At 34.8% G+C, this 21250-nt stretch carries 18 protein-coding genes; 9 read left to right on the top strand and 9 right to left on the bottom strand.

The genetic code is table 11. The annotated features are described in order from the left end of the window. Positions 1 to 35: 35 nt before the first annotated feature. The 6 genes from asnS to pepE all read right to left on the bottom strand — a co-directional run bounded on the left by asnS (position 36) and on the right by pepE (position 7826). Positions 36 to 1472: an asparagine--tRNA ligase gene (gene asnS, locus BST93_RS04375; protein WP_105018230.1), complete on the bottom strand. Its 1437-nt coding sequence runs from the start codon at positions 1470 to 1472 to the stop codon at positions 36 to 38. 88 nt (positions 1473 to 1560) lie between these two features. Next, entirely contained in the window at positions 1561 to 3948 is a 2388-nt protein-coding gene (locus tag BST93_RS04370; RefSeq protein WP_105018229.1) for an efflux RND transporter permease subunit, read from the bottom strand. Between the two features lie 78 nt (positions 3949 to 4026). Further along, complete coding sequence (locus BST93_RS04365) at positions 4027 to 6201, bottom strand: DUF5686 family protein (RefSeq protein WP_105018228.1); 2175 nt, start codon at positions 6199 to 6201, stop codon at positions 4027 to 4029. A 76-nt stretch (positions 6202 to 6277) separates the two neighbouring features. Next, on the bottom strand, positions 6278 to 6838 hold the full coding sequence (locus BST93_RS04360) for a GNAT family N-acetyltransferase (RefSeq protein WP_105018227.1): 561 nt from the start codon (positions 6836 to 6838) through the stop codon (positions 6278 to 6280). Beyond that, positions 6817 to 7101, bottom strand: coding sequence for a GNAT family N-acetyltransferase (locus BST93_RS04355; protein WP_258150476.1), 285 nt, complete (start codon positions 7099 to 7101; stop codon positions 6817 to 6819). The genes BST93_RS04360 and BST93_RS04355 overlap by 22 nt, the downstream gene beginning before the upstream one ends. A gap of 11 nt (positions 7102 to 7112) precedes the next feature. Further along, a complete protein-coding gene (pepE, locus tag BST93_RS04350; protein ID WP_105018226.1) occupies positions 7113 to 7826 on the bottom strand; it encodes a dipeptidase PepE in 714 nt (237 codons plus the stop codon). A 179-nt stretch (positions 7827 to 8005) separates the two neighbouring features. Between pepE and BST93_RS04345 the strand changes: the two genes are divergently transcribed. The 7 genes from BST93_RS04345 to BST93_RS04315 all read left to right on the top strand — a co-directional run bounded on the left by BST93_RS04345 (position 8006) and on the right by BST93_RS04315 (position 14274). Next, the gene (locus tag BST93_RS04345; protein ID WP_105018225.1) at positions 8006 to 8926 is read left to right on the top strand and encodes a carboxypeptidase-like regulatory domain-containing protein; all 921 of its coding nucleotides are present in this window, start codon (positions 8006 to 8008) and stop codon (positions 8924 to 8926) included. Position 8927: 1 nt separating this feature from the next. Further along, positions 8928 to 9473 carry a hypothetical protein gene (locus tag BST93_RS04340; RefSeq protein WP_105018224.1) on the top strand — a complete coding sequence of 182 codons (546 nt, stop codon included), beginning with the start codon at positions 8928 to 8930 and terminating at the stop codon, positions 9471 to 9473. Between the two features lie 50 nt (positions 9474 to 9523). Next, positions 9524 to 10042 (top strand): DUF6702 family protein, encoded by a 519-nt coding sequence (locus tag BST93_RS04335; RefSeq protein WP_105018223.1) that lies wholly within the window; start codon positions 9524 to 9526, stop codon positions 10040 to 10042. A gap of 58 nt (positions 10043 to 10100) precedes the next feature. Further along, complete coding sequence (locus BST93_RS04330; protein WP_105018222.1) at positions 10101 to 12407, top strand: M1 family metallopeptidase; 2307 nt, start codon at positions 10101 to 10103, stop codon at positions 12405 to 12407. Between the two features lie 116 nt (positions 12408 to 12523). Then, entirely contained in the window at positions 12524 to 13333 is an 810-nt protein-coding gene (locus BST93_RS04325) for a hypothetical protein (protein ID WP_146104974.1), read from the top strand. Positions 13334 to 13417: 84 nt separating this feature from the next. Then, entirely contained in the window at positions 13418 to 13693 is a 276-nt protein-coding gene (locus tag BST93_RS04320; protein WP_042276117.1) for a Sec-independent protein translocase subunit TatA/TatB, read from the top strand. Beyond that, positions 13693 to 14274, top strand: a complete 582-nt coding sequence (locus tag BST93_RS04315; protein ID WP_105018219.1) for a phosphatase PAP2 family protein — start codon at positions 13693 to 13695, stop codon at positions 14272 to 14274. Before BST93_RS04320 ends, BST93_RS04315 begins: the two co-directional genes overlap by 1 nt. Here the strand turns inward: BST93_RS04315 and BST93_RS04310 are convergent. The 3 genes from BST93_RS04310 to trxA all read right to left on the bottom strand — a co-directional run bounded on the left by BST93_RS04310 (position 14224) and on the right by trxA (position 16693). After that, positions 14224 to 14880, bottom strand: a complete 657-nt coding sequence (locus BST93_RS04310; protein WP_105018218.1) for an O-methyltransferase — start codon at positions 14878 to 14880, stop codon at positions 14224 to 14226. The genes BST93_RS04315 and BST93_RS04310 overlap by 51 nt on opposite strands. Positions 14881 to 14944: 64 nt before the next feature. Next, on the bottom strand, positions 14945 to 16333 hold the full coding sequence (locus BST93_RS04305; protein WP_105018217.1) for an alpha/beta hydrolase family protein: 1389 nt from the start codon (positions 16331 to 16333) through the stop codon (positions 14945 to 14947). Positions 16334 to 16393: 60 nt separating this feature from the next. Further along, positions 16394 to 16693, bottom strand: a complete 300-nt coding sequence (gene trxA / locus BST93_RS04300) for a thioredoxin (protein WP_105018216.1) — start codon at positions 16691 to 16693, stop codon at positions 16394 to 16396. Between the two features lie 395 nt (positions 16694 to 17088). Between trxA and uvrC the strand changes: the two genes are divergently transcribed. Together uvrC and BST93_RS04285 are read left to right on the top strand one after the other, a co-directional pair. After that, positions 17089 to 18888 (top strand): excinuclease ABC subunit UvrC, encoded by a 1800-nt coding sequence (gene uvrC / locus BST93_RS04290; protein WP_105018214.1) that lies wholly within the window; start codon positions 17089 to 17091, stop codon positions 18886 to 18888. Beyond that, positions 18878 to 21160, top strand: a complete 2283-nt coding sequence (locus BST93_RS04285; RefSeq protein WP_105018213.1) for a patatin-like phospholipase family protein — start codon at positions 18878 to 18880, stop codon at positions 21158 to 21160. Before uvrC ends, BST93_RS04285 begins: the two co-directional genes overlap by 11 nt. The last annotated feature ends 90 nt before the right edge of the window (positions 21161 to 21250 follow it).

Genomic DNA, 21250 nt, shown 5'->3' with positions numbered 1-21250 from the left:
CACAGGCTTAAGTTTGATTTTTGTGAATTATTTAGTTAGAATTCAGCATTTCCTGGTGTGCGAGGATAAGGAATTACGTCACGTACATTACCCATTCCTGTAACAAACATTACCAATCGTTCAAATCCTAATCCAAATCCGCTATGTACTACACTACCGAATTTTCTCATCTCTAGATACCACCAAAGTTCCTCTTCTGGAATTCCCATGTCATCCATTTTTTGTTTAAGTACATCATAACGCTCTTCACGTTGAGAACCACCAACAATTTCACCAATTCCAGGGAATAAGATATCCATGGCGCGCACAGTTTTATGATCATCATTTAACCTCATATAAAAGGCTTTAATTTTTGCAGGATAATCAAAAAGAATCACGGGACACTTAAAATGTTTTTCAACTAGATAACGTTCATGTTCCGATTGAAGATCTGCTCCCCATTCTTCTATGACATAGTTGAACTTTTTCTTCTTATTAGGCTTAGAGTTTTTAAGTATATCTATCGCCTCGGTATAAGAAACTCGTTTAAAGTTATTTTTTAAAACAAACTCTAACTTTTCACGTAACGGCATAGGACTACGTTCTGCTTGAGGCTTGAGCTTATCTTCGTTAACCAATCGTTGCTCTAGAAATTCTAAATCATCGGCGCATTGTTCAATGGTATACTTAATTACTTCTTTAATAAAATCCTCGGCAAGATCCATGTTTGCATCTAGATCATTAAACGCTACTTCAGGTTCAATCATCCAAAATTCGGCTAAATGTCGAGATGTATTTGAATTTTCTGCTCTAAAGGTAGGTCCAAAGGTATATACTTGACCTAATCCCATGGCATAAGTTTCTGCTTCTAACTGTCCTGAAACAGTTAAGTTGGTTTCTTTACCAAAAAAATCTTTTGAGTAATCTATTTCCCCTTCTTCTGTAAGCGGAGGATTTTTTGCATCTAAGGTAGAGATACGAAACATTTCTCCAGCTCCTTCAGCATCACTACCAGTAATGATTGGTGTATGAGCTTGATAAAATCCTTTTTCTTGGAAATATTTATGAATAGCAAAAGATAAGGCCGCTCTTACACGCATTACCGCTCCAAAGGTATTAGTACGCACGCGTAAGTGAGCTTGTTCTCTTAGTGTATCCAATTTATGCCTTTTAGGAGACAAAATTGTTTTTGCTACTTCTTCAGAATCTGCGGTTGCAAGAATCTCTACCGAATTAGCTTGTAGTTCTACACGTTGTCCTTTTCCTTCACTTTCGACTAAATTACCTGTAACTGCCACAGCAGATGCTACTGTAATTTGATCTCTTACAGCTTGATCTATTTTTTCAGGATCTATTACTGCTTGCAAATTCTTTATGGTCGAACCGTCATTAATCGCTATAAATCTATCGTTTCTAAAACTGCGCACCCATCCTTTAACGGTAATTTCAACCATACTAGGATCGTCCTTTAAAATATCTACTATTCTTTTCATTTCTAGGAATAACTTGAATGGCAAATATAGATTTTATGCACTCTATGAACAATAATTGCTGCAACGAATTACACTAGAGATACGCGTCCTATTCTTCCTCGTCAGATTTTGGTGCGATAATAGGAATGGCTGGTTTTTTAAATGTACGTTCATTTGCGATGCTGCGTTCTAGTGATAACAACATACTAGGCAACAACAAAAGATTGGACAACATAGCAAATAACAAGGTTGCACTTACTAAAGCTCCTAATGCAACAGTACCTCCAAAACTCGATATGGTAAATGTAGAAAATCCAAAAAATAAAACGATACTAGTATAAAACATACTAACTCCAGTTTCTTTTAAAGCGCTATAAACAGACTTCTTAATTTTCCAATTATTTGCCATAAGCTCTTGCCTATACTTAGCTAAGAAGTGAATAGTATCATCAACAGAAATTCCAAAGGCTATTGAAAAAACCAAGATGGTTGAAGCTTTTATAGGCACACCTATGAAACCCATTAATCCAGCAGTCATTAACAAAGGAAGTAAGTTAGGTACAATCGAAACAAAAATCATCCTAAGCGACTTAAACATAAACGCGATAAACAATGCTATTAATAAAATGGCCAAGGATAATGACAAAATCAAATTATTAATTAAGTAATTGGTTCCTTTTTGAAATACAAGCGCTTTACCCGTTAAGGTAATTTCATAATCTTCAACAGGAAAAAGGGTTTCAAGTTTTGCTCTTAAATTTTCTTCTACATACTCAAGACGTTCAGTAGGCATATCTTTCATGAAAGTTGTCACGCGTGCGTATTGACCTGTACTATCCACATAACTTTTCATTAAACCTACTTCTCCATTACTATTCTTGAGAAATTTAGCCATAAATAAACGTTCATTGCTTGTTGGCAGATCAAAGAACTCGGGATCACCTTGATAGAAAGCCTGTTTTGCAAACTTAATTAATGAAATTACCGACATTGGTCTGGACAACTCGGGTGTTTCAATGATATGCTCTTCTAACTTGTCAATCTTTTTAAGCGTTTTTGGTTTATTAACACCTTTCTTTTTCTTGGTATTGATGACAATTTCAACAGGCATGACACCATCAAAACTTTCTTCAAAAAATTTAATATCCTTGTAAAAGCCCATGCTTTTAGGCATATCCTCAATTAAACTTCCAGAAACTCTAATTTGATACATCCCAATGAAGCTGAGAATAAGGACAACAACGCTGGTAATATAAATAGCGATTCTATAGTTCTTCACCATAACACCTAACCAATTGGCAAAACTGTTGATCCACGTTTTTCCTAAATGCTTAAGATGTTTTTCCTTAGGCAACGGTAAATAGCTATAAATGATAGGAATAATCATCAAGCTTAAAACGAATATGGTAACGATACAGATACTTGCTACAATACCAAATTCTTTAAGCAATTTACTTTGCGTAAAAATAAAAGTTGCAAATCCACTTGCAGTGGTAAGGTTAGTCATTAAAGTAGCATTACCTACCTTAGTAATGACTCGTTGTAAAGAGAGAGCTTGATTACCGTGTTTCCTGATTTCCTGCTGGTATTTATTGATTAAGAATATGCAATTAGGTATCCCAATTACAATAATTAAAGGAGGAATGATAGCTGTGAGTACAGTGATCTCAAATCGAAATAGACCCAAAAATCCAAATGCCCACATCACTCCTATTATTACGGTGACAATAGATATAAAAGTTGCGCGCCACGATCTGAAAAAGAAAAAGAATAACCCAGAGGTTATAAGCAATGCTGCTAACAAAAACATACCTATTTCATCAACAATATTTTGTGCATTTAAGGTACGTATGTAAGGCATTCCTGATGTTCTAACATCTAGTCCATTATTTCTATAAGAATCTATTAAAGGAACTAATTCATTAAGAACAAACTCTTTTCGAGTGATTGTATTTACAATGTCTTTCTTTAAATAAACAGCGGTACGTATTACACTATCCTTTTCACTATAAATTAAATTTTTGTAAAACGGTAAATCGGTAAATAGCTTTTTCTTAAAAGTGGCATAGTCTGCCTCGCTTTTTAATTTTGTAGGCAGTAATTCGTTTACTTTAAAACTAGAACTAGGTTCATCTAATTCAAGAACAGGTAAGTTACTGGTAGATAAAACGAAGTCGATTTCCTCAAATTTTGAAATACTATCTGCCAGTTGGTTCCAAGCATTTAATTTCTCGTAAGTATTAAGAGTCTCTTGGGTAGCTCCAAGAATAATTAAATTCCCTTCTTCACCAAATTGTTTAATAAACTCATCATACTCAATATTCACTGGATGATCATCAGGAAGCAAATTAGCCTCAGTATGAGAAAACTTCATGTATTTCCACTGAGTTCCTAGGGCAATTGTTGCAAGAACAATAAGTCCGAGAATCACCTCACGATTGCGCAGTATTAATCGCGCTAAACTATTCCAAAAGCTGAAACTAAATAATTTATGCATAGGTCTTTACCGATGGGCTGCAAAGGTAAATCTTATACACGTGATAATCCTTATTTCAAGTGTAAACTATTCTAAAGGCTACAATTCTAAATAAAAGGTAAATTTTAACGCAAGATTGTCCTCAATATCAGGCAAATGATAAGCCCCATAGCGGTAAGAAAAGCTTAATCCAAATCCGAAAAGGAGTTTATTTAATTCAACACCACTTTCAAAATAACCGTGTTCTAGAGTGTCAAACCCAATTCCTATATGCTCTTCAGTATTGTTCATACTACCTAAGGCTGCCCTAGTAATAAAGGCAACTTCAGGCTTTAAAAACGATGCAATGTTAAGTGCAGGGAATCTATGCTTTACTTGTGCTGTGATCAATCTATCAGAAAAGAACTCATTGAAATACATGGTTTCAAAACTGCGCCTACCTGCAACTGAAAACCTTTGCAATAATTCATCTTTTGTAGGTGAGTTAGGGTAAGCATGATAAAGATGGGTAAGAGGAATATCGCCACGGCCGTAGTGACCTTCTACTTGCAATTCAGTAAAAGAATTGTCCTTCCAGGGTTGAAAATATACCGCTTTGGCAGACAACTTTCCGTAATTAAAGTTTGATCCATACAATCCTTTTATTCCTTGTGTGTATTGAGCACTTAATATTGGATAACCTCGTGTTATTTCTTGATAACCGCTAGGAGTAAGCATAAAGGTGCTTACTGGACTATACCTCGCACCTATAACCACTTCAGATAAGGTATAGTTAGTAAAACTATTATCCCTAGGCCTGAATTCATAAAATGTTGTTTGAGTAATTCGCTTTCGCGAAAGCGAGATCTCACTTATCAACGAAGGGAATAATCGCTGTTGTAGTGAGGCTCCTACACTATTGTATTTAAAGAAAGTTGGAATATTGATAAGTCTAGGCTCAAAAAGACTATAAACACGTGCATCAGTCAAGAATTTTTCGGCACCTATTTCAGCAATATCCTCACTTTTATATAGGTTGAGCCATGTGTTTTTTTCTTCGTCAATTCTAAATCCTGCGCTTATTTTATATTTAAATCGATCATCCTTAGTACCGTAGGCCACGTAACCACTTAACCTCCATTTTTCACTTAATTTCTCATTAGTTTGACCACCAACTCCCAATCTAAACGCCTCGTAATCATTGTATTTTACTAGATACTTTAAATCAATATCAAAAAATCCTGCTGGATAATAGCCCACCTTAAACTTATCAAGTGTTTCTAGTTTTCTATTAATCTTGGTCGCGGTAACCACACTATCCAAGTTTGTAAATTGAGCTAGTTGTGTTGTTGTATAGGCCTCTTTTGAATCTCGATATTCATCCCAATATGATTCTGGCCGACCTATTGCCTCGTCAGGGATTTCAGTAAGAATACCCTTCTTTCCAAAATCTACCGGTATATTTAATTCATAATTGAAGTAATCCACTTCTAGAATCATATACAAATCTTGTCCTGTTTGATTTTCAGACGGAGATTCGTTACCTACCTCTAGCCTACCACCAAAAAGCTCCAATTCCTTTTTAGTTTTCTGCTTTTTTACATACAAAGATCTTTTTAAAGGAACCCAAACTCCGGCTTTTGTATTGTAGGTAAAGCTATGAAGAGTCTCTATATTGAGTTCTCCTGGTGTATCAATTTCAAAGAGAACAACATCATAATTAACAGCATCTATGTAAACGGTACCTTCTAATAAATTGGGGATTTCTGCAAGAGGTTGTGGTTTAAAATTTACTTTATAGACAGTTCTGTTCTCTATTACGGAATCTTTTTCGATTTGATAATCGTAGAATTCAGTTCTTGAAGAATGCAATGGATTTTTAAATCGTTGATCAAGTATTATATAATCCTTTTGATTTAAAAACTGGGATTGAAATATGATAGTATATACAGGATATACAGGTTTTTCAAAACCTGGCATTTGAGCTGCTGTTACTACCTCTTTATATCCTTTTATTGAATCGTATACATGCAGGATGGTACGCTCTGAAAAAAGTACTTGCGTTTTTTTTAAAGTCTTACGTAATTCGGTTTTTTTATAACCTGGACCTGTTAAAGCCTCTGGATCACCAGTTATTTTAAAATTCTCATAAGACTCATAGCTAAAGCTATTTACTTGATTAAGCAGTTCGTTTTGTGATAATCTTTCGGCTGCCTTTTGAATGATAAAAGGTGTAGACTCTTGCGCCATCATTATAAATGGCAAGAAAAAGACGAACAAAAAACTGTTTCTCATAGCAATGGCATAGACGCGGTGTAAAAGTAAATAACTGTATGAGTAATCCACCTATAATTATTGTTATTGTTAAACACTACAGATTGTTTGCCTTAAAGGTTGATTTACTCATTGTATAAAACCTACCGGGAATAACGCCTTCCCATAAAAACCTATGATGGATTTGCATTCCCAACCTTTCTGCAACAATTTGAGATCCTATATTTTCCTCGGCTATATGTGCTGCTATTGAATCAAAATTTCTAGTATTGAATCCATGATCTAGAAGAGCTTTACAAGATTCTGTTGCGTAACCTTGACCCCAAAATTCCTTTAAAAATTTATACCCTATCTCAATAATGTTTTTAGATTGAGTATAATTCAAACCTGCGCTGCCTATTTTTTTTCCTGTAGATTTATCAATAACGGCATACCTTCCTAATTGGTATGAAGCGTATTGACCTTTTTCTGGATGCAATATTTCATCTAATAAGAGTTTTGCCTCTAGAACAGTTGTCATAGGTTGTTTTCCTGTAAACTGCATGACCTGAGGATCCTTGTGCAAGTCAAACACAAATTCTTTATCAGAAATCTCAAACGGCCTTAATAGTAATCGTTCAGTTTCTAATGTTGGCATCAAACCCTTAGATCGCTCCATTGGTCGTTTTCATCAAATAAAACTTCAGCAAATGGACATAAAGGATGAACCTTCATATTATTTTTTTGAGCATACTCAACCGCCTTATGAACTAATTGAGTTCCTATTCCATTACCTTCTAAATCTGGATTTACTTCGGTATGATCAATGGTCATAACATTATCCTCATGAGAGTATGTAAGTTCGGCCATCGTTTTTTCCTCCTTTTTATAAAAGAAGATTCCTCTACTATCGTTTTGATTGTGTTTTATATCAATATTCATAGGTTTAAGATTTAAGTTAATGTAGCAAAATCAAAATCTGGTGAGACCTCAACCGGTTTATTATCTTTTTTAAAAACTCGTGCGGTCAATTCACCTTTGAGCAATTCTTTATCTCCTAGCACTCTTATGTAACTACCTTCTCGCAATCCAACTACCGGTATCTGATGGTACGTGTGAAACTCGTTGATTCTTGTTTCTCTCGTTTCACCCATGTGAGTAGATCCTGAATCCGGATCTAGATAATGTGGATTAATATTATAACCTATTACGCCTAATGCTTTGAGACTCGGAGGATGAACAATAGGCATATCATTAGTATTATTAACTGTGAGGCCACACAAATTGCTACCAGCACTAGTTCCTAGATAGAAGGTTCCTGAAAATATCGCTTTTCTAAGAGCAGTTAAAACATCTCGTTTGTAAAGCTCATTAAGTAATACAAAGGTATTTCCACCACCGGTAAAAATTGCTTTGGCCTCAAGAATAGCCTTTTTAGGATCCTGCACTTCATGCAAACCAACTACCTTAATACCGGTGTCTTCTAGTGCTACTTGCACTTTTTTAGTATAATCTTCATGCGTAATTCCACCAGGTCTTGCGAATGGAATAAAGAGTAGACTTGTAGCTTCAACTTCTTTGAGGGCTGTAAGAACATCTTCTTTAATATATTCTAAATATCCAGATCGATGTATCGTAGATGTACTAGCAATAATAAGATTGCGCATAAATTTTTACCACTTTAAGAATAACAATTATCATCAAAATTACAAGTTAATCTCTCCTTGTATTTGTAAATTAAGTAAACTTTAATGTAAAGTCTTTTTACAAACATTAACTTAAAGCTTAATTTAAGTGTGTCATACAGTAACAAGTATGAGTAACTTTGTTTTAAATAGAATAAGCTATGAAAGCAATTATTAATATCGGTCTCCTATTATTTTCAGTCCTTTTATGGTCACAAAATAATCGAACTCAAATAGAAGGAAAAATTCTAAGCGCAACAGAAGAACCGCTATCTGGAATTACCATTTTTAATAATAACAGCATTGATGGTACTGTCACTAATGATGATGGTATCTTTTATTTGAATGTAAAAGCAGGTGATAAACTCACCTTGAGAGCTGTACAATATGAACCTCTTACTTTAGTGGTCACTGAGCAAACTGTTGAGGATAAAAAAGCTACTATACAACTTAGGCAAGGAGTAAACGTTCTAGATGAGGTTGTTATTAATGAAAGCTTGATGCTTATAGATGTAAAAGAAGTTACCAACGTCGATCCCAAAATAGACGAAGTAAGTGAATTTAATGTACGTACAAGAGCGGTAGATCGTATTGACAACACCTTTTCTGATCGTCAACGTCAACCAGAAGAATACGCTATAAGGCATGAAGCCATGGCCCAAAGTATGCCCAGGTTTAATATGTTTAACCTAGTAGGACTACTAGGTGCGGTTGTTCTCAACAGTACTTTGAGCGCTCTTGATTTAAACTCGGGACCAGTAGAAGAAAAAAAAGAGTTTGACGTGATTTTAATTAAAAATAAATACCAAACTAAGTTCCTAACTGAATTCTTGAAATTAGAAGAAAAATACCTCTATGAATTCATGTATTACGCCAAGGACAGAGGATTAAATGAAGAGATGTTCTCTAAACAAAATGAGTTAGATTTACTTCAGTTTCTCAACATGACCGCAACAGAATTCAAAAGAAAAAAGAATCTACCTGACTATCATCCAACTGAATCAACACAAGAAACCAATATTCAATTTAACTCAATGTCCACAGACTCTTTAAAAATGAAAGAAACCATTAAAAAGCAATAAAATGACTACAAAAAACTTATTCCCAATAAAGTTAGTGCTATCCTTATTCCTAATTATAGGGATCAACTCTTGTAGCAATGATGATGATTTGCCAGAATTGCCACCCATTACCTTTAATGTTTTTTGTTACGGTCCCGATCTTCAAAACAATCAAGGCGTAAGACCGGCTTATCTTGAAGAATTTTTACAAATTTCTAGCGACACTTATTCCACACAATTATTGATTACCGACGAGAATATCACAGAAAATTCTGGTACGCTTTCAGGTACAGGCTTTGCCATTGATCTCGAGTTTTTTGGCAATCGAAACATCCCATTACAAAGTGGTACTTATGAAATCAACTCAACACAAGAAATTGGTGATGTGAATGCAGGTTTTTCAGAGAATTATGATACCGGTAACAACCTCAATGCGATTACCGCATTTGAATCAGGTTTTATACGAGTAAGTCCATACAGCACTGGATTCTACATTGAAATAGATGCTGTTTATAATACTGATGAGCGCTTTCACGGCATCTTTCTAGGTAACGTGACACAATTATAATTTTTGGAACATAACTTGTAACATTTAAGTGCAAAATTTATCTAGTAAGTATGAAATACCTTATTCTAATTGTAACCAGTAGTTTGGTGCTGTTTACGCTTTCGCGAAAGCATACTAAACAAAACGATCATAAATACTATTTATCAGTTTCCAATGTCGCTTATAAACAAAAGGCTAGCGCACTTCAAATGACCAGTCGATTTTTTATAGACGATATGGAAGATGCCTTACAAGATCGTTTTGGCAAGGAAGTGAAGCTAGATGGAATTAAGGATTTAAAAACTGTAAATTTTTATTTAGAAAAGTATTTTCAAAGTAAAATTGAAGCCACTGTAGATGGTAAGGAACTAACTGTAAACGTATTGGGCGCAGAGTTTATTGATGATCAAATTGTGCTTTACATAGAATTACCGGTTACCAAAATGCCAGAAACTATTAAAATGAAATTCACTGCTCTTTTTGAGGTGTTTGATGACCAAAAAAATATGGTACATTATAAAATCAACGACAAAAGAAAGAGCATGGTAATGACAAAAGAACGCCCACAAGAAACCTTAACTTTTTCTTAATCTTTATAAAAGGTGCGTATATTTCTTATTTTAGCAATCCTTAAACCTAATTTGCAACATGAAAACTATTAAATTTTTGTTTTTCAGTTTGTTAATGATTTCCTTCGGTTTACAAGCACAGGAAACAGAACAACAAGAAGAACCAAAAGCAGAGGAACACTATAACATCAACAAGTTCCGTCAACTGTACCAAGAATTTTCCACTCCTAACCAATACCGCAGTGCAAGTGGAGCACCTGGTCCTGCCTACTATCAGCAACGAGCAGACTACAAGATGGACATCAAATTAGATGATGCCAATCATCATATTTATGGTTATGAAACGATTACTTACACTAACAACTCACCAGATGCATTAGACTATCTATGGGTGCAGTTAGACCAAAACGTAAGACAGAAGGATACTAAGTCTGCACTTATTGAAGGTGGTGGCGTTAATCCATTCATGCGTCCGTCTGATTTTGCATCTCAATATATGAAAGAACCGTTTGATGGTGGTTTCAATATAAAGAAAGTATTAGATTCAAAAGGTAACGCTCTTCCATACATGATTAATCAAACTATGATGAGAGTTGAATTACCTAAAACGCTAAAAACAGGTGAGAAATTTAGTTTTGATATAGAATGGGACTACAACATCAACAACCACGTTGATGGTAGAGGACGTAGTGGATATGAGCAATTTCCTGATGGACATAGAGCCTATGTAATCGCTCAGTTTTATCCTCGCATGTGTGTGTATAACGACGTTGAAGGATGGCAGAATAGTCAATTCTGGGGTCGTGATGAGTTTGCATTACCATTCGGAACTTTTGAAGTAAACCTTACTGTACCAGAAGATCACTGGGTTGATGCAACTGGTAAGTTAGAAAACAGAAAAGACGTTTATTCTAAAACAGAATTAAAGCGTTATGAGCAGGCTACAAAAAGTTATGACAAACCTGTTATAATAAGAACTCAACCAGAGGCTGAGAAACTTGCAATGATGCCAGGTGCTACTAAAACTAAAACTTGGGAATTCAAGGCTGATTATGTACGTGACTTTGGATGGACTTCATCTCGTCGTTACGTAGCAGATGCTATGGCTGTTAAGGTAGGTGATAAAGATGTTATGGCTGTTTCTATATATCCGCCAGAAGGTAATCCATTATGGGAGCAATGGTCCACATATGCAGTAGCGCAAACTTTAAAGTCCTACAGTAGAATGACTTTTGACTACCCTTACCACAAAGCAATATCGGTTCACGCAAAGAATCAAGGAATGGAATATCCAATGATTTGCTGGAACTACGGTAGACCAGATGCTGAAGGAAACTACACAGATCGTACTAAATTTGGTATGATTTCAGTAATTATCCACGAGGTTGGACACAACTTCTTCCCAATGATTGTTAATAGTGATGAGCGTCAATGGACATGGATGGACGAAGGTCTTAATACTTTTGTACAATACGTTGCCGAACAAGATTTTGGTGAAAATTATCCAGCTGCTATTGAAGGTTTAGATGCGTACCCATCTCGTCGTGGACCTGCTGCGAAAATTGTTCCTTATATGGCAGGTGATCAAAGATACATCGCTCCAATTATGAGTAAAGGTTTAAATACGTATCAATTTGGTTCAAACGCTTATAGTAAGCCTGCTACTGGTCTTAATATCTTAAGAGAAACCGTAATGGGTCGTGATCTTTTTGATTATGCATTCCGTACTTATTCTCAAAGATGGATGTTCAAGCACCCTACACCAGAGGATTTCTTCCGTTCTATGGAAGATGCAAGTGCTATGGATCTAGACTGGTTCTGGAGAGGATGGTTCTATACTACTCGTTTCAATGATATGGGACTTAAAGAGGTTAGTAAATATTATGTTTCAAATGAAATGAACCAAGCTATGAAGGATTATGCTAAAGAAAACGGCATTCCTGTTGAACGTATTAAAGAAGCTGGTCTTGTTTATATGGTAAAAGAAGATAGCGAAGACTTTAACGCTGCCTTGAAAGGTAAGCAACCAGGAGAAGTAGTAAGTGGTATAGATGATTACTTAAAAGAAAATTTCACTGCCGAAGAAAGAGCTAGAATGAAAGCTCCTAAATACTTCTATGAAATTACTGTTGAAAAACCAGGAGGATTAGTTATGCCTATTATCATTGAATACACGTTTGCAGATGGTACTAAAGAACGTGTCACTCATCCAGCAGAAATTTGGAGATACAATGATAAAGAAGTTGGTCTAAGTAAAGCAAGCGATAAAGAAATCGTAGGTATTACTATAGACCCAGACCTAGAAACAGCTGACATTGATGTGTCAAACAACAGCTGGCCACAACAGCCTAAAGTTGATAAGTTTGAAGAAATGAGAAAGCAATAATCTCTGTTTTATAAACGTTTAAAAAGCCAGTTTCAATAGAAACTGGCTTTTTGTTTTACCATAAATTGTACTTTTACTCTATTGTAAAACTATCAATCCAATTCAATCGCTTTTACGTGAAATATTTATATACTCTATTAATTCTACTTTTGGTTTCTTGCGATGAGGATCCTACATTGTCCGATGATCAAAATCAAGGAGATGACGATATTACCACTATTGACGATAAAGTAAGACTTAGTTCAATTCAAATAGCAGAAAACACAGCTAGCAATATTGTAACAAACATTGATATAGTATACGATAATGAAAATCTTATATCTGAGATCGTATTCTCTGGTCAACAATCAAAAACATATCAATTTCAATACGCACCAAACAACCAAGTAATCAATTATACAAAGATTGAAAATCAAAGTACTAGTTCTTACAGTATAGAATACGATGAAAATATCATTACAAGCAGCAATGTTTCAAACCCTAATCAAATACAACAATTTGAAATAGATAATTTTAATCGTGTAGATGAAATTCTTTCTATAACAACCAGCTCTAATGGTTTAGTGATACAAGAAAATAGCGAGGTATTTAATATCAATGCAAACTTTAATATTGAAAGAATCACCTATCTAGAAAATAACAACACGACAGGATTTAGCGACTTTACTTATGAATTAAATGACAATCCTTTTAAGGATATGAATGATATAATAAGGTTACTTGTTTTTAAAGATTTTATTCCTTCATCAAGATTTTTACCTTTAACTCAAGAAGAGTACGACACGAGTACTGGCTCAATACAGCTTGTTCAAGAAATGATTTACACCTACAACTTGAATTCTGAAGGTATGCCTGTGAGTAGAGAAATTTTTACCACTAATAATGGTATTTCTAGCACTAGCTATAACCTATTCTCTTATTTATAAAATTAGAAAATTAATTACTTAAGAAGTGTACTGCATTAACATTATGTAATTGCACACGATATACTATAAATGTATCTTTGTCGCATGATTCATCATGTACTTTTTATAAGCACACCAGAACTATTCTTAGTAGGATTAGTTGTGTTATTAGTATTTGGAAGTGACAAGCTTCCAGAAATAGCTCGTGGTCTGGGAAAAGCCATAAAAACAGTTCGCAATGCAACTGATGACATTAAACATGAAATCACTAAAACTGCTACTGATGACTTTAGTTCTAAAGAAGTAGAACATTTCAAAAAGCAAATCGAAGAAGTAAAGGACAAAATTGAAGAAACTGGTTCCATTAAACGTAAACTTTAATGTGGGAATCTCTTCTAGAAATTGATCGGGAATTACTCAAACTACTCAATAATTCTTTTCTTAACAACATACCAGAATTTTGGGAGTTCATAACGCATCCAGAACGATCTATACCTATCTTTCTTTTTTTTAGCTTCTTGTTGTACAAACAATATAACAAACCTGAGAGTTACTATCTCATCGTTTGTTTGCCAGTGATAGCTGGAATAACTCTTTTCATTACTAACTTGGTAAAAAATGCTGTGGAAAGATTGCGACCAAGCAATGAACCCGTTTTACTAGATAGTATTTTAATAAGTCAACGTCCAGAAAACTTTAGCTTTTGGTCAGGACACAGCGCAGTGAGTTTTGCTGTCACATTTTTTGTTTATTTAATGTTGTTTGGGCCTACAAAAAATCACTTTTTGAAACTCTTGTTTCTATGGCCTATTTTATTTGCACTATCTAGAATAATGGTTGGTGTACATTATCCTGCCGATGTTATTGTAGGTGCTATCGCAGGTAGTATTTTAGGTTGTCTAGGTTATAAACTAGCTCTTTATTACACGAGAAAGAGTAAGACCATCACGCACCGACAATAGAACAGTTTGCAACCTAGGATCTTCCTTCAACAACTTATTATACTCGAGAAGCACAGGTGTCGATAGATCTTTTTTCTTTACAGTTTCGACCACTTTACCGTGCCACAAAACATTATCAGAAATTATTAAAGAACCAGGCCGCACTTTCTTCATAATTTGATGAAAGTAGTTTACATAGTTTGGCTTATCAGCATCAATAAACACTAAATCAAAATAGCCTTCTAATTCGGGTATAATATCCAGCGCTGGACCTATTTTTTGAATGAAATTAATTTTCTTTACGCTTTCGCGAAAGCGTAAAAAATACCTACTACATAAGGATTCTAACTCTTCATTGATATCTATGGTAACTAGATCGCTGTTTTCTGGCATACCTTCGGCAAGACATAGTGCAGAATAACCTGTGAAAGTACCAACTTCTAGCACACGTTTGGGGCTTATCAAACTAGAAATCATACTTAACACTCGACCTTGATAAGGACCAGAGAGCATTATAGGCTGAAGCACTTTTTGATACGTTTCTCGACTAAGATCTTTTAAAATTTGAGGTTCATTTTGAGAATGAGCTACTATATAATCATCTAGATCTTGAGGTAAAAAAAACATGCTAATACTTTGGAATTATATTCACGCAAAAGTACCGATTACGTGTAAGAGTTTTGCAGCAACATTAAAATCGTTTGTTAATCCAAGTCGCCATGGTTTCTAAGACTACTGGCGCTATTGTCTCCTCGATTTCAAAATATTCTGATCCTGCACCGGTAGTAGCATTTTGGAACAAATGATTTAAACCAGGAAAAATTTTAACTGTAACATCGTTGTTTCCAGATTCTTTTAAAGCTTTTTCAACTGGCGGCACATTAATTTCAGGTATTACTTGGAAATCTATCGAGCCATTCATTATTAAAGTTGGTACCTTAATTTTTGCAACGTCGTCAACAGGATTATAATTCATGAAATACACAAACCAATCAGTGCTGAATTGATCGGCAAGAGATTGTGCTGTTTGATCAGAGTATTCTGCAGCAATCAAAGGATCAACCTGACTCCTTTTAGTCTCAATCGTTTTAAGGATAATTTTCTTTCTTTGATCAATAGATAAATCCTTTACTCCTTCTTTAGCCATTTCATCAATGACAGCATCCATTATTTTCATTCCTTCTTCAACAGCTGCTTCAGGTTGACCTTGTAACAGCGCCGATTTACGTATTTGTGTTTTTAGAACTTGTACACCAGTAGTTCCTGTTCCTGCCATCGATATGAAAAATGCAATGTCTTTAGGATGATCGGCTATAACCATAGGCGCTATCATACCACCTTCACTGTGACCTATCAATCCTATTTGTGAGGTATTTATATCCTTTCTCTTCTTAAGAAATGCTACTGCAGCGTATGCATCTGTGGCAAAATCGGCGCTAGTGGCAGTACTGTGATCACCTTCAGATTTGGCCGTGCCGCGATCGTCATAACGTAAAACCGCGATTCCATTTTTTGCAAAATAATCTGCAATAACCGCAAATGGTTTGTGATCTAACAACGTTTCATCGCGATCCTGTGGACCTGATCCTGAAATTAAAATTGCAACAGGAGGATTTTTAACTTTTTGGGGTAATGTAAGCGTGCCTGATAATTTAATATCACCTGCTGTTTTATTTTTAAAAGAAACTTCTTCAACCTTATAATCAAATGGTGCTTTGGGTGTTTGAGGCCTTGAGGCTTGATTTAAATACAATCCTTTTTTTAAGCTTAGTGCATTTGACATTCCACCTTGTGTAAAGGTACCTTCGATTAAATCACCTTTTTTTATTCCTTTGTACACGATTTGAAAAGCACTTAATTTGAATGAGATACTATCACCGTTTATTTTGACCTCATCTAACGAAGCGTAATTTTTAGATTGCTTAGGACTTTGTAATTTACCTACATACCCTAACTCCACCTGCTCAAAATTTAGGTTAAGGGGTAATGGTCCTAGTTGCCCATTCCAGTTACCCGCAAACTCTTGTGCGTTCCCTATCAATATAGATAATAATCCTAAAAGAAGTACTTTATTTTTCATAGCAGGTTGTTGATTAGTTCATTGATAGGTAGCTTTTTAGATTAAAAAGTTACAATAAATTTAATTCATATGTTTGGACAATTGACTTTTAAGCTCGTGTAACGGTTGCACACCACTACCGCGCCATTGCTGGGTTCCATTTTTAAATATCATAAAGGCAGGTACTCCTCGTACTTGAAATTGTGCCGCAAGGGCTTGATTTTTATCAACATCAATCTTTAGGATTGTCACTTTCTCTCCTAGATCCTTTTTAAGTTGATCGAGCACTGGCATCATGGTTTGACATGGTCCACACCAGGTGGCATAAAAATCTATAAGTACCGGTGTATCTTTATTAATGAGTTCAGAAAATTTTGCCATAATTAGTCTATTAAATGATTAAAAAAAAGATATGCGGTAAAACAAATTACCAAAACAGTTTTAAACAACCATGAGAAGGTAATTTTTCGATATTGCTTTAAAGAATACAACATTAGATAAAGGGAGAATACTGAAATAAATAAAGTTATAATCCATATCCAATCCCATCCATAATCCTTACCCAGCTTATATAATAAAAAATTACCAATCAAACTGGTGCTTGCCCATTCTTGGATTTCAAGTGATTTTGAATGTTCCACAACCATAATTTTCACTAAGTTAAATTTCTTCTTGTAGCGAGAGTTTTAAAGAAATGATAAAAGTGAGTGAGAAATGGATATATATTTCGCTTTCGCGAAAGCGAAATTTTAAAAAGATAGTACCTTTACCTAGCTATGAATAGTGCTCCCTTAGAAGTTCAGATTAAAACATTACCGCTATCACCAGGTGTATATCTTTATTACGATAAAAAAGATAAGCTGCTTTATGTAGGTAAGGCAAAAAAACTTAAAAAAAGAGTACAATCTTATTTTACAAAAAATCATGATAGCCACCGAATACGCACTCTGGTTAAAAACATAGCTCGTATCGAGCACATTGTTGTTCAAACTGAAACAGATGCGCTCTTACTAGAAAATAGTTTGATTAAATCTCGTAATCCACGATACAACATCATGCTACGAGATGACAAGACTTACCCGTGGCTATGTATTAAAAAAGAGAGGTTTCCTAGAGTTTTCCTTACTCGTAAAATGATTAAAGATGGTAGTGAATACTTTGGACCTTTTACCAGTGTGCGTACAGTAAAAACATTACTCGAACTAGTTAAATCATTATATCCTATACGTACTTGTAATTATGATTTGCAGCAAGACAAGATAGATGCTGGCAAATTCAAATTATGCTTGGAATATCACATAGGTAATTGTAAAGGACCCTGTACAGGTCTACAGTCAGAAGTAGCCTACAACCGAAATATTGAGGCGATTAGACAGATCGTGAAAGGAGATTTTAAACAAGCTGTAAAATATTTTGAAGAACTCATGATGGAACACGCTGAGGCTATGGAGTTTGAAGAAGCACAGCGTATAAAGGAAAAATTAGATGTGCTAACTAGATATCAAGCAAAATCTACTATCGTAAACCCTAATATATCTAATGTGGATGTATTTACCATTATTAGTGATGAAAGTGCTGGATATGTAAATTACCTACAAATAAATCATGGTGCCATTACTCGTTCACATACTATGGAGCTTAAAAAGCAGTTAGATGAAACCGATAAAGAATTACTTGAGCTCGCTGTTGTCGAAATACGTAATCGATTTGATTCTCAATCTAGAGAAATCTATACACACCTAAATATTGATGTAGGAGAAGAGCTTAAAATAACCATCCCAAAATTAGGAGACAAGAAACGAATAGTTGAATTAAGTCAACGTAATGCTAAGTTCTATCGACAGGAGCAATTTAAAACCATTAAAATTGTAGATCCAGAACGTCATGTAAAAAGATTGATGGCTCAAATGAAGGCTGATTTAAGGTTAGATGAAGAACCACGTCATATGGAATGTTTTGACAATTCAAATATTCAAGGAACTAATCCGGTTGCCGCATGCGTAGTGTTTAAAAACGGGAAGCCTAGCAAGAAAGATTACAGGCACTTCAATATTAAAACTGTTGAAGGACCTGATGATTTTGCTAGTATGGAAGAAGTGGTTTATAGACGCTATCGCCGATTGTTAGAAGAAGATGAACCGCTACCACAACTTGTTATTGTTGATGGTGGTAAAGGTCAATTGTCTAGTGGTGTAAAAGCCTTGGATAGATTAGGATTAAGAGGAAAAGTCCCAATTATAGGAATTGCAAAACGACTAGAAGAATTGTTTTACCCAAACGATCCTGTACCTTTATACCTAGATAAAAGATCTGAATCATTAAAAGTGATTCAACAAATGAGAAATGAAGCTCACCGCTTTGGGATTACTCACCACCGTAACAAAAGAAGTAAAGGTGCGATAGAAACCGAACTGGATAACATTCCTGGTATAGGAGAAAAAACTGTGGTTGAGTTATTAAAACATTTTAGAAGTACCAAAAGAGTTAAAAAGGCTACTAAAAAGGAATTAGAAGAAGTAATAGGATTGTCAAAAGCTCAAAAAATTATTGATTATTACAAAAAACATGAAGATTAGCGTTACTTTTTTATGTTCCTTGCTTTTGCTCGTAGCTCCCATTTTAACCGAAGGTCAAAATGCTATTCCTGCAGATTCTATATTGAAACCTACTCAACCAACTAAAGTTGATAGCATTCTGCAAAAAGTACAAAATCCCAAAATAGGTCTTGTCCTTTCTGGTGGTGGAGCTAAAGGATTGGCCCACATCGGCACACTTAAAGTAATTGATAGTTTAGGTATTAAAATAGATTATATAGCAGGAACATCTATGGGAGCTATTATAGGTTCTCTTTACGCTTCTGGATATTCAGGCAAACAACTAGACTCCATTTTTTACGCTACCGATTTTGATAAAATTATAAGTGATGATATCCCAAGACGTGCAGAAACTTTTTACGAACGTAAGGACCGGGAAAGATATGCTGTGACTTTACCCTTTAAAGATTTTCAGGTAAGTCTTCCTAGCTCGTTGAGTAAAGGTCAAAACATATACAATTTCTTATCCAAGTTGATGGGTCCAGTGAATCAGATTGATGACTTTTCAAAACTTCCTATTCCATTCTTTTGTATTGCCACCAATGTAGTCACAGGTGAAGAAGTAGTTCTAGATAAAGGTAGCCTGCCTAAGGCTGTAAATGCAAGTGGTGCATTACCTAGCTTGTTTGCACCTGTACAAATCGATAATATGTTATTAATTGATGGTGGTGTAATCGATAATTATCCTATTGAAAAGTTAAGGAAAAAGGGAATGGACATAATCATAGGAGTAGATGTTCAAGATGATAAAAAGGAAGAAGAGGAATTACAAAATGCACTTGACATATTATCACAGATAAATAATTTCCGCACGATTAGTGATATGGAAATAAAACGTCCCAAGACAGATATTTATATTCAACCTGATATCGAACAATTCACTGTCATTTCTTTTGACGAAGGTCAGGCCATAATTACAAAAGGTAAAGAAGCCTCCTTACAAAAAATTGACGACCTTATAAAAGTCGCAACAGGTTATAGGAGACCTGATCTAAAAAATATCGCAAGTGATAGTTTATACTTAACTCGTATAGAAATAAAGGGTAATAAACAATATTCAAGAGCTTTTATAAGTGGGCGATTCAAATTGAATGCTCCAGAAATGATAGCTTATGATGATATCTCTAACGGGATTAACAACTTACAAGCGACTAACAATTTTAAAAAGATAAACTACTCATTAATCCCTGAGTTATTAGGTTATGCCCTAGAGATTGAAGTTGTTGAATCTGATGTACGTAATTATTTAAGACTAGGAATCCACTACGATGAATTATTGCGCAGTAGTGCTTTGATTAATCTGAGTAGAAAAGGTGTTTTAGTGAGCAACGATGTCATAAGCGCCGATGTTATCGTTGGTGACAATATTAGATACAATTTAGATTACTACATAGACAAAGGACGTTATTGGTCAATTGGTGTTAATAGCAATTATGTTCAATTTGATCAAGATATTCAAGCTGATTTTGTAGCAGATGTGGACAATACTAACTTAGGAGTAAACAGTATTGAAGTAAAATATAAGGATTGGACCAATCAGGTGTTTATGCGTTCTAGATTTAATAAAAATCTGTACTTAACAGCTGGATTAGAATTTAAATACCTTGATATTTTTACGAGTACAATTTCAGATCCTAACAGACCGAATGAGGATCTTACTTTTGATGATAGTTTGTATACTAGCTTGTACGGAGAAATCCTAGTAGACAGTATGGATAATATGTTTTTTCCAAATGAAGGTTGGCGTATTAACGGAGATTTCCATGTTTATCTAGCAAACTCTGAACAAGAAGACTTTAGTAGTTTCAGCATTGCTCAATTACAAGTACAAAGAGCTTTTAGCTTTGATAAATTAAGTTTTATTGGAGATGCTCAGGTGGGAATTGCAATAGGAAATCCAGCAAATAGTAGTCTTGATTTCTATTTAGGCGGCTATGGATCGAGGCCCATAAATAATTTTGTATCATTTTACGGATATGACTTTGTCAGTATAAGTGGTGATACCATGATTAAATTTGGGATCACGGCAGACTATGAAATATTCAAAAAAAACCACATTAATTTCACCGCTAATTATGCCAATGTAGATGATGAACTTTTTGAACAAGATGACTGGTTTAGTCAAGCAAGATATACTGGTTATGCAATTGGCTATGGAATAGAAACCTTTCTGGGACCAATTGAAATCAAGTATAGCTTCTCTCCGCAACTTGATGACGATCAATTTTTTGTTTCTTTAGGTTATCGTTTCTAATTAATTCTAGAAAAACATTCAGATTCAAAAAAGATCCATATATCTATGGAATGGTCTGAAGAATTTCCGAAATTTAGGGCAGAAAAGTTA

It is taken from the genome of Nonlabens tegetincola, from assembly GCF_002954355.1.
Lineage (GTDB): Bacteria > Bacteroidota > Bacteroidia > Flavobacteriales > Flavobacteriaceae > Nonlabens > Nonlabens tegetincola.
Note: the sequence above shows the minus strand (reverse complement) of the source record. Positions and strands in the feature narration are given on the sequence as shown.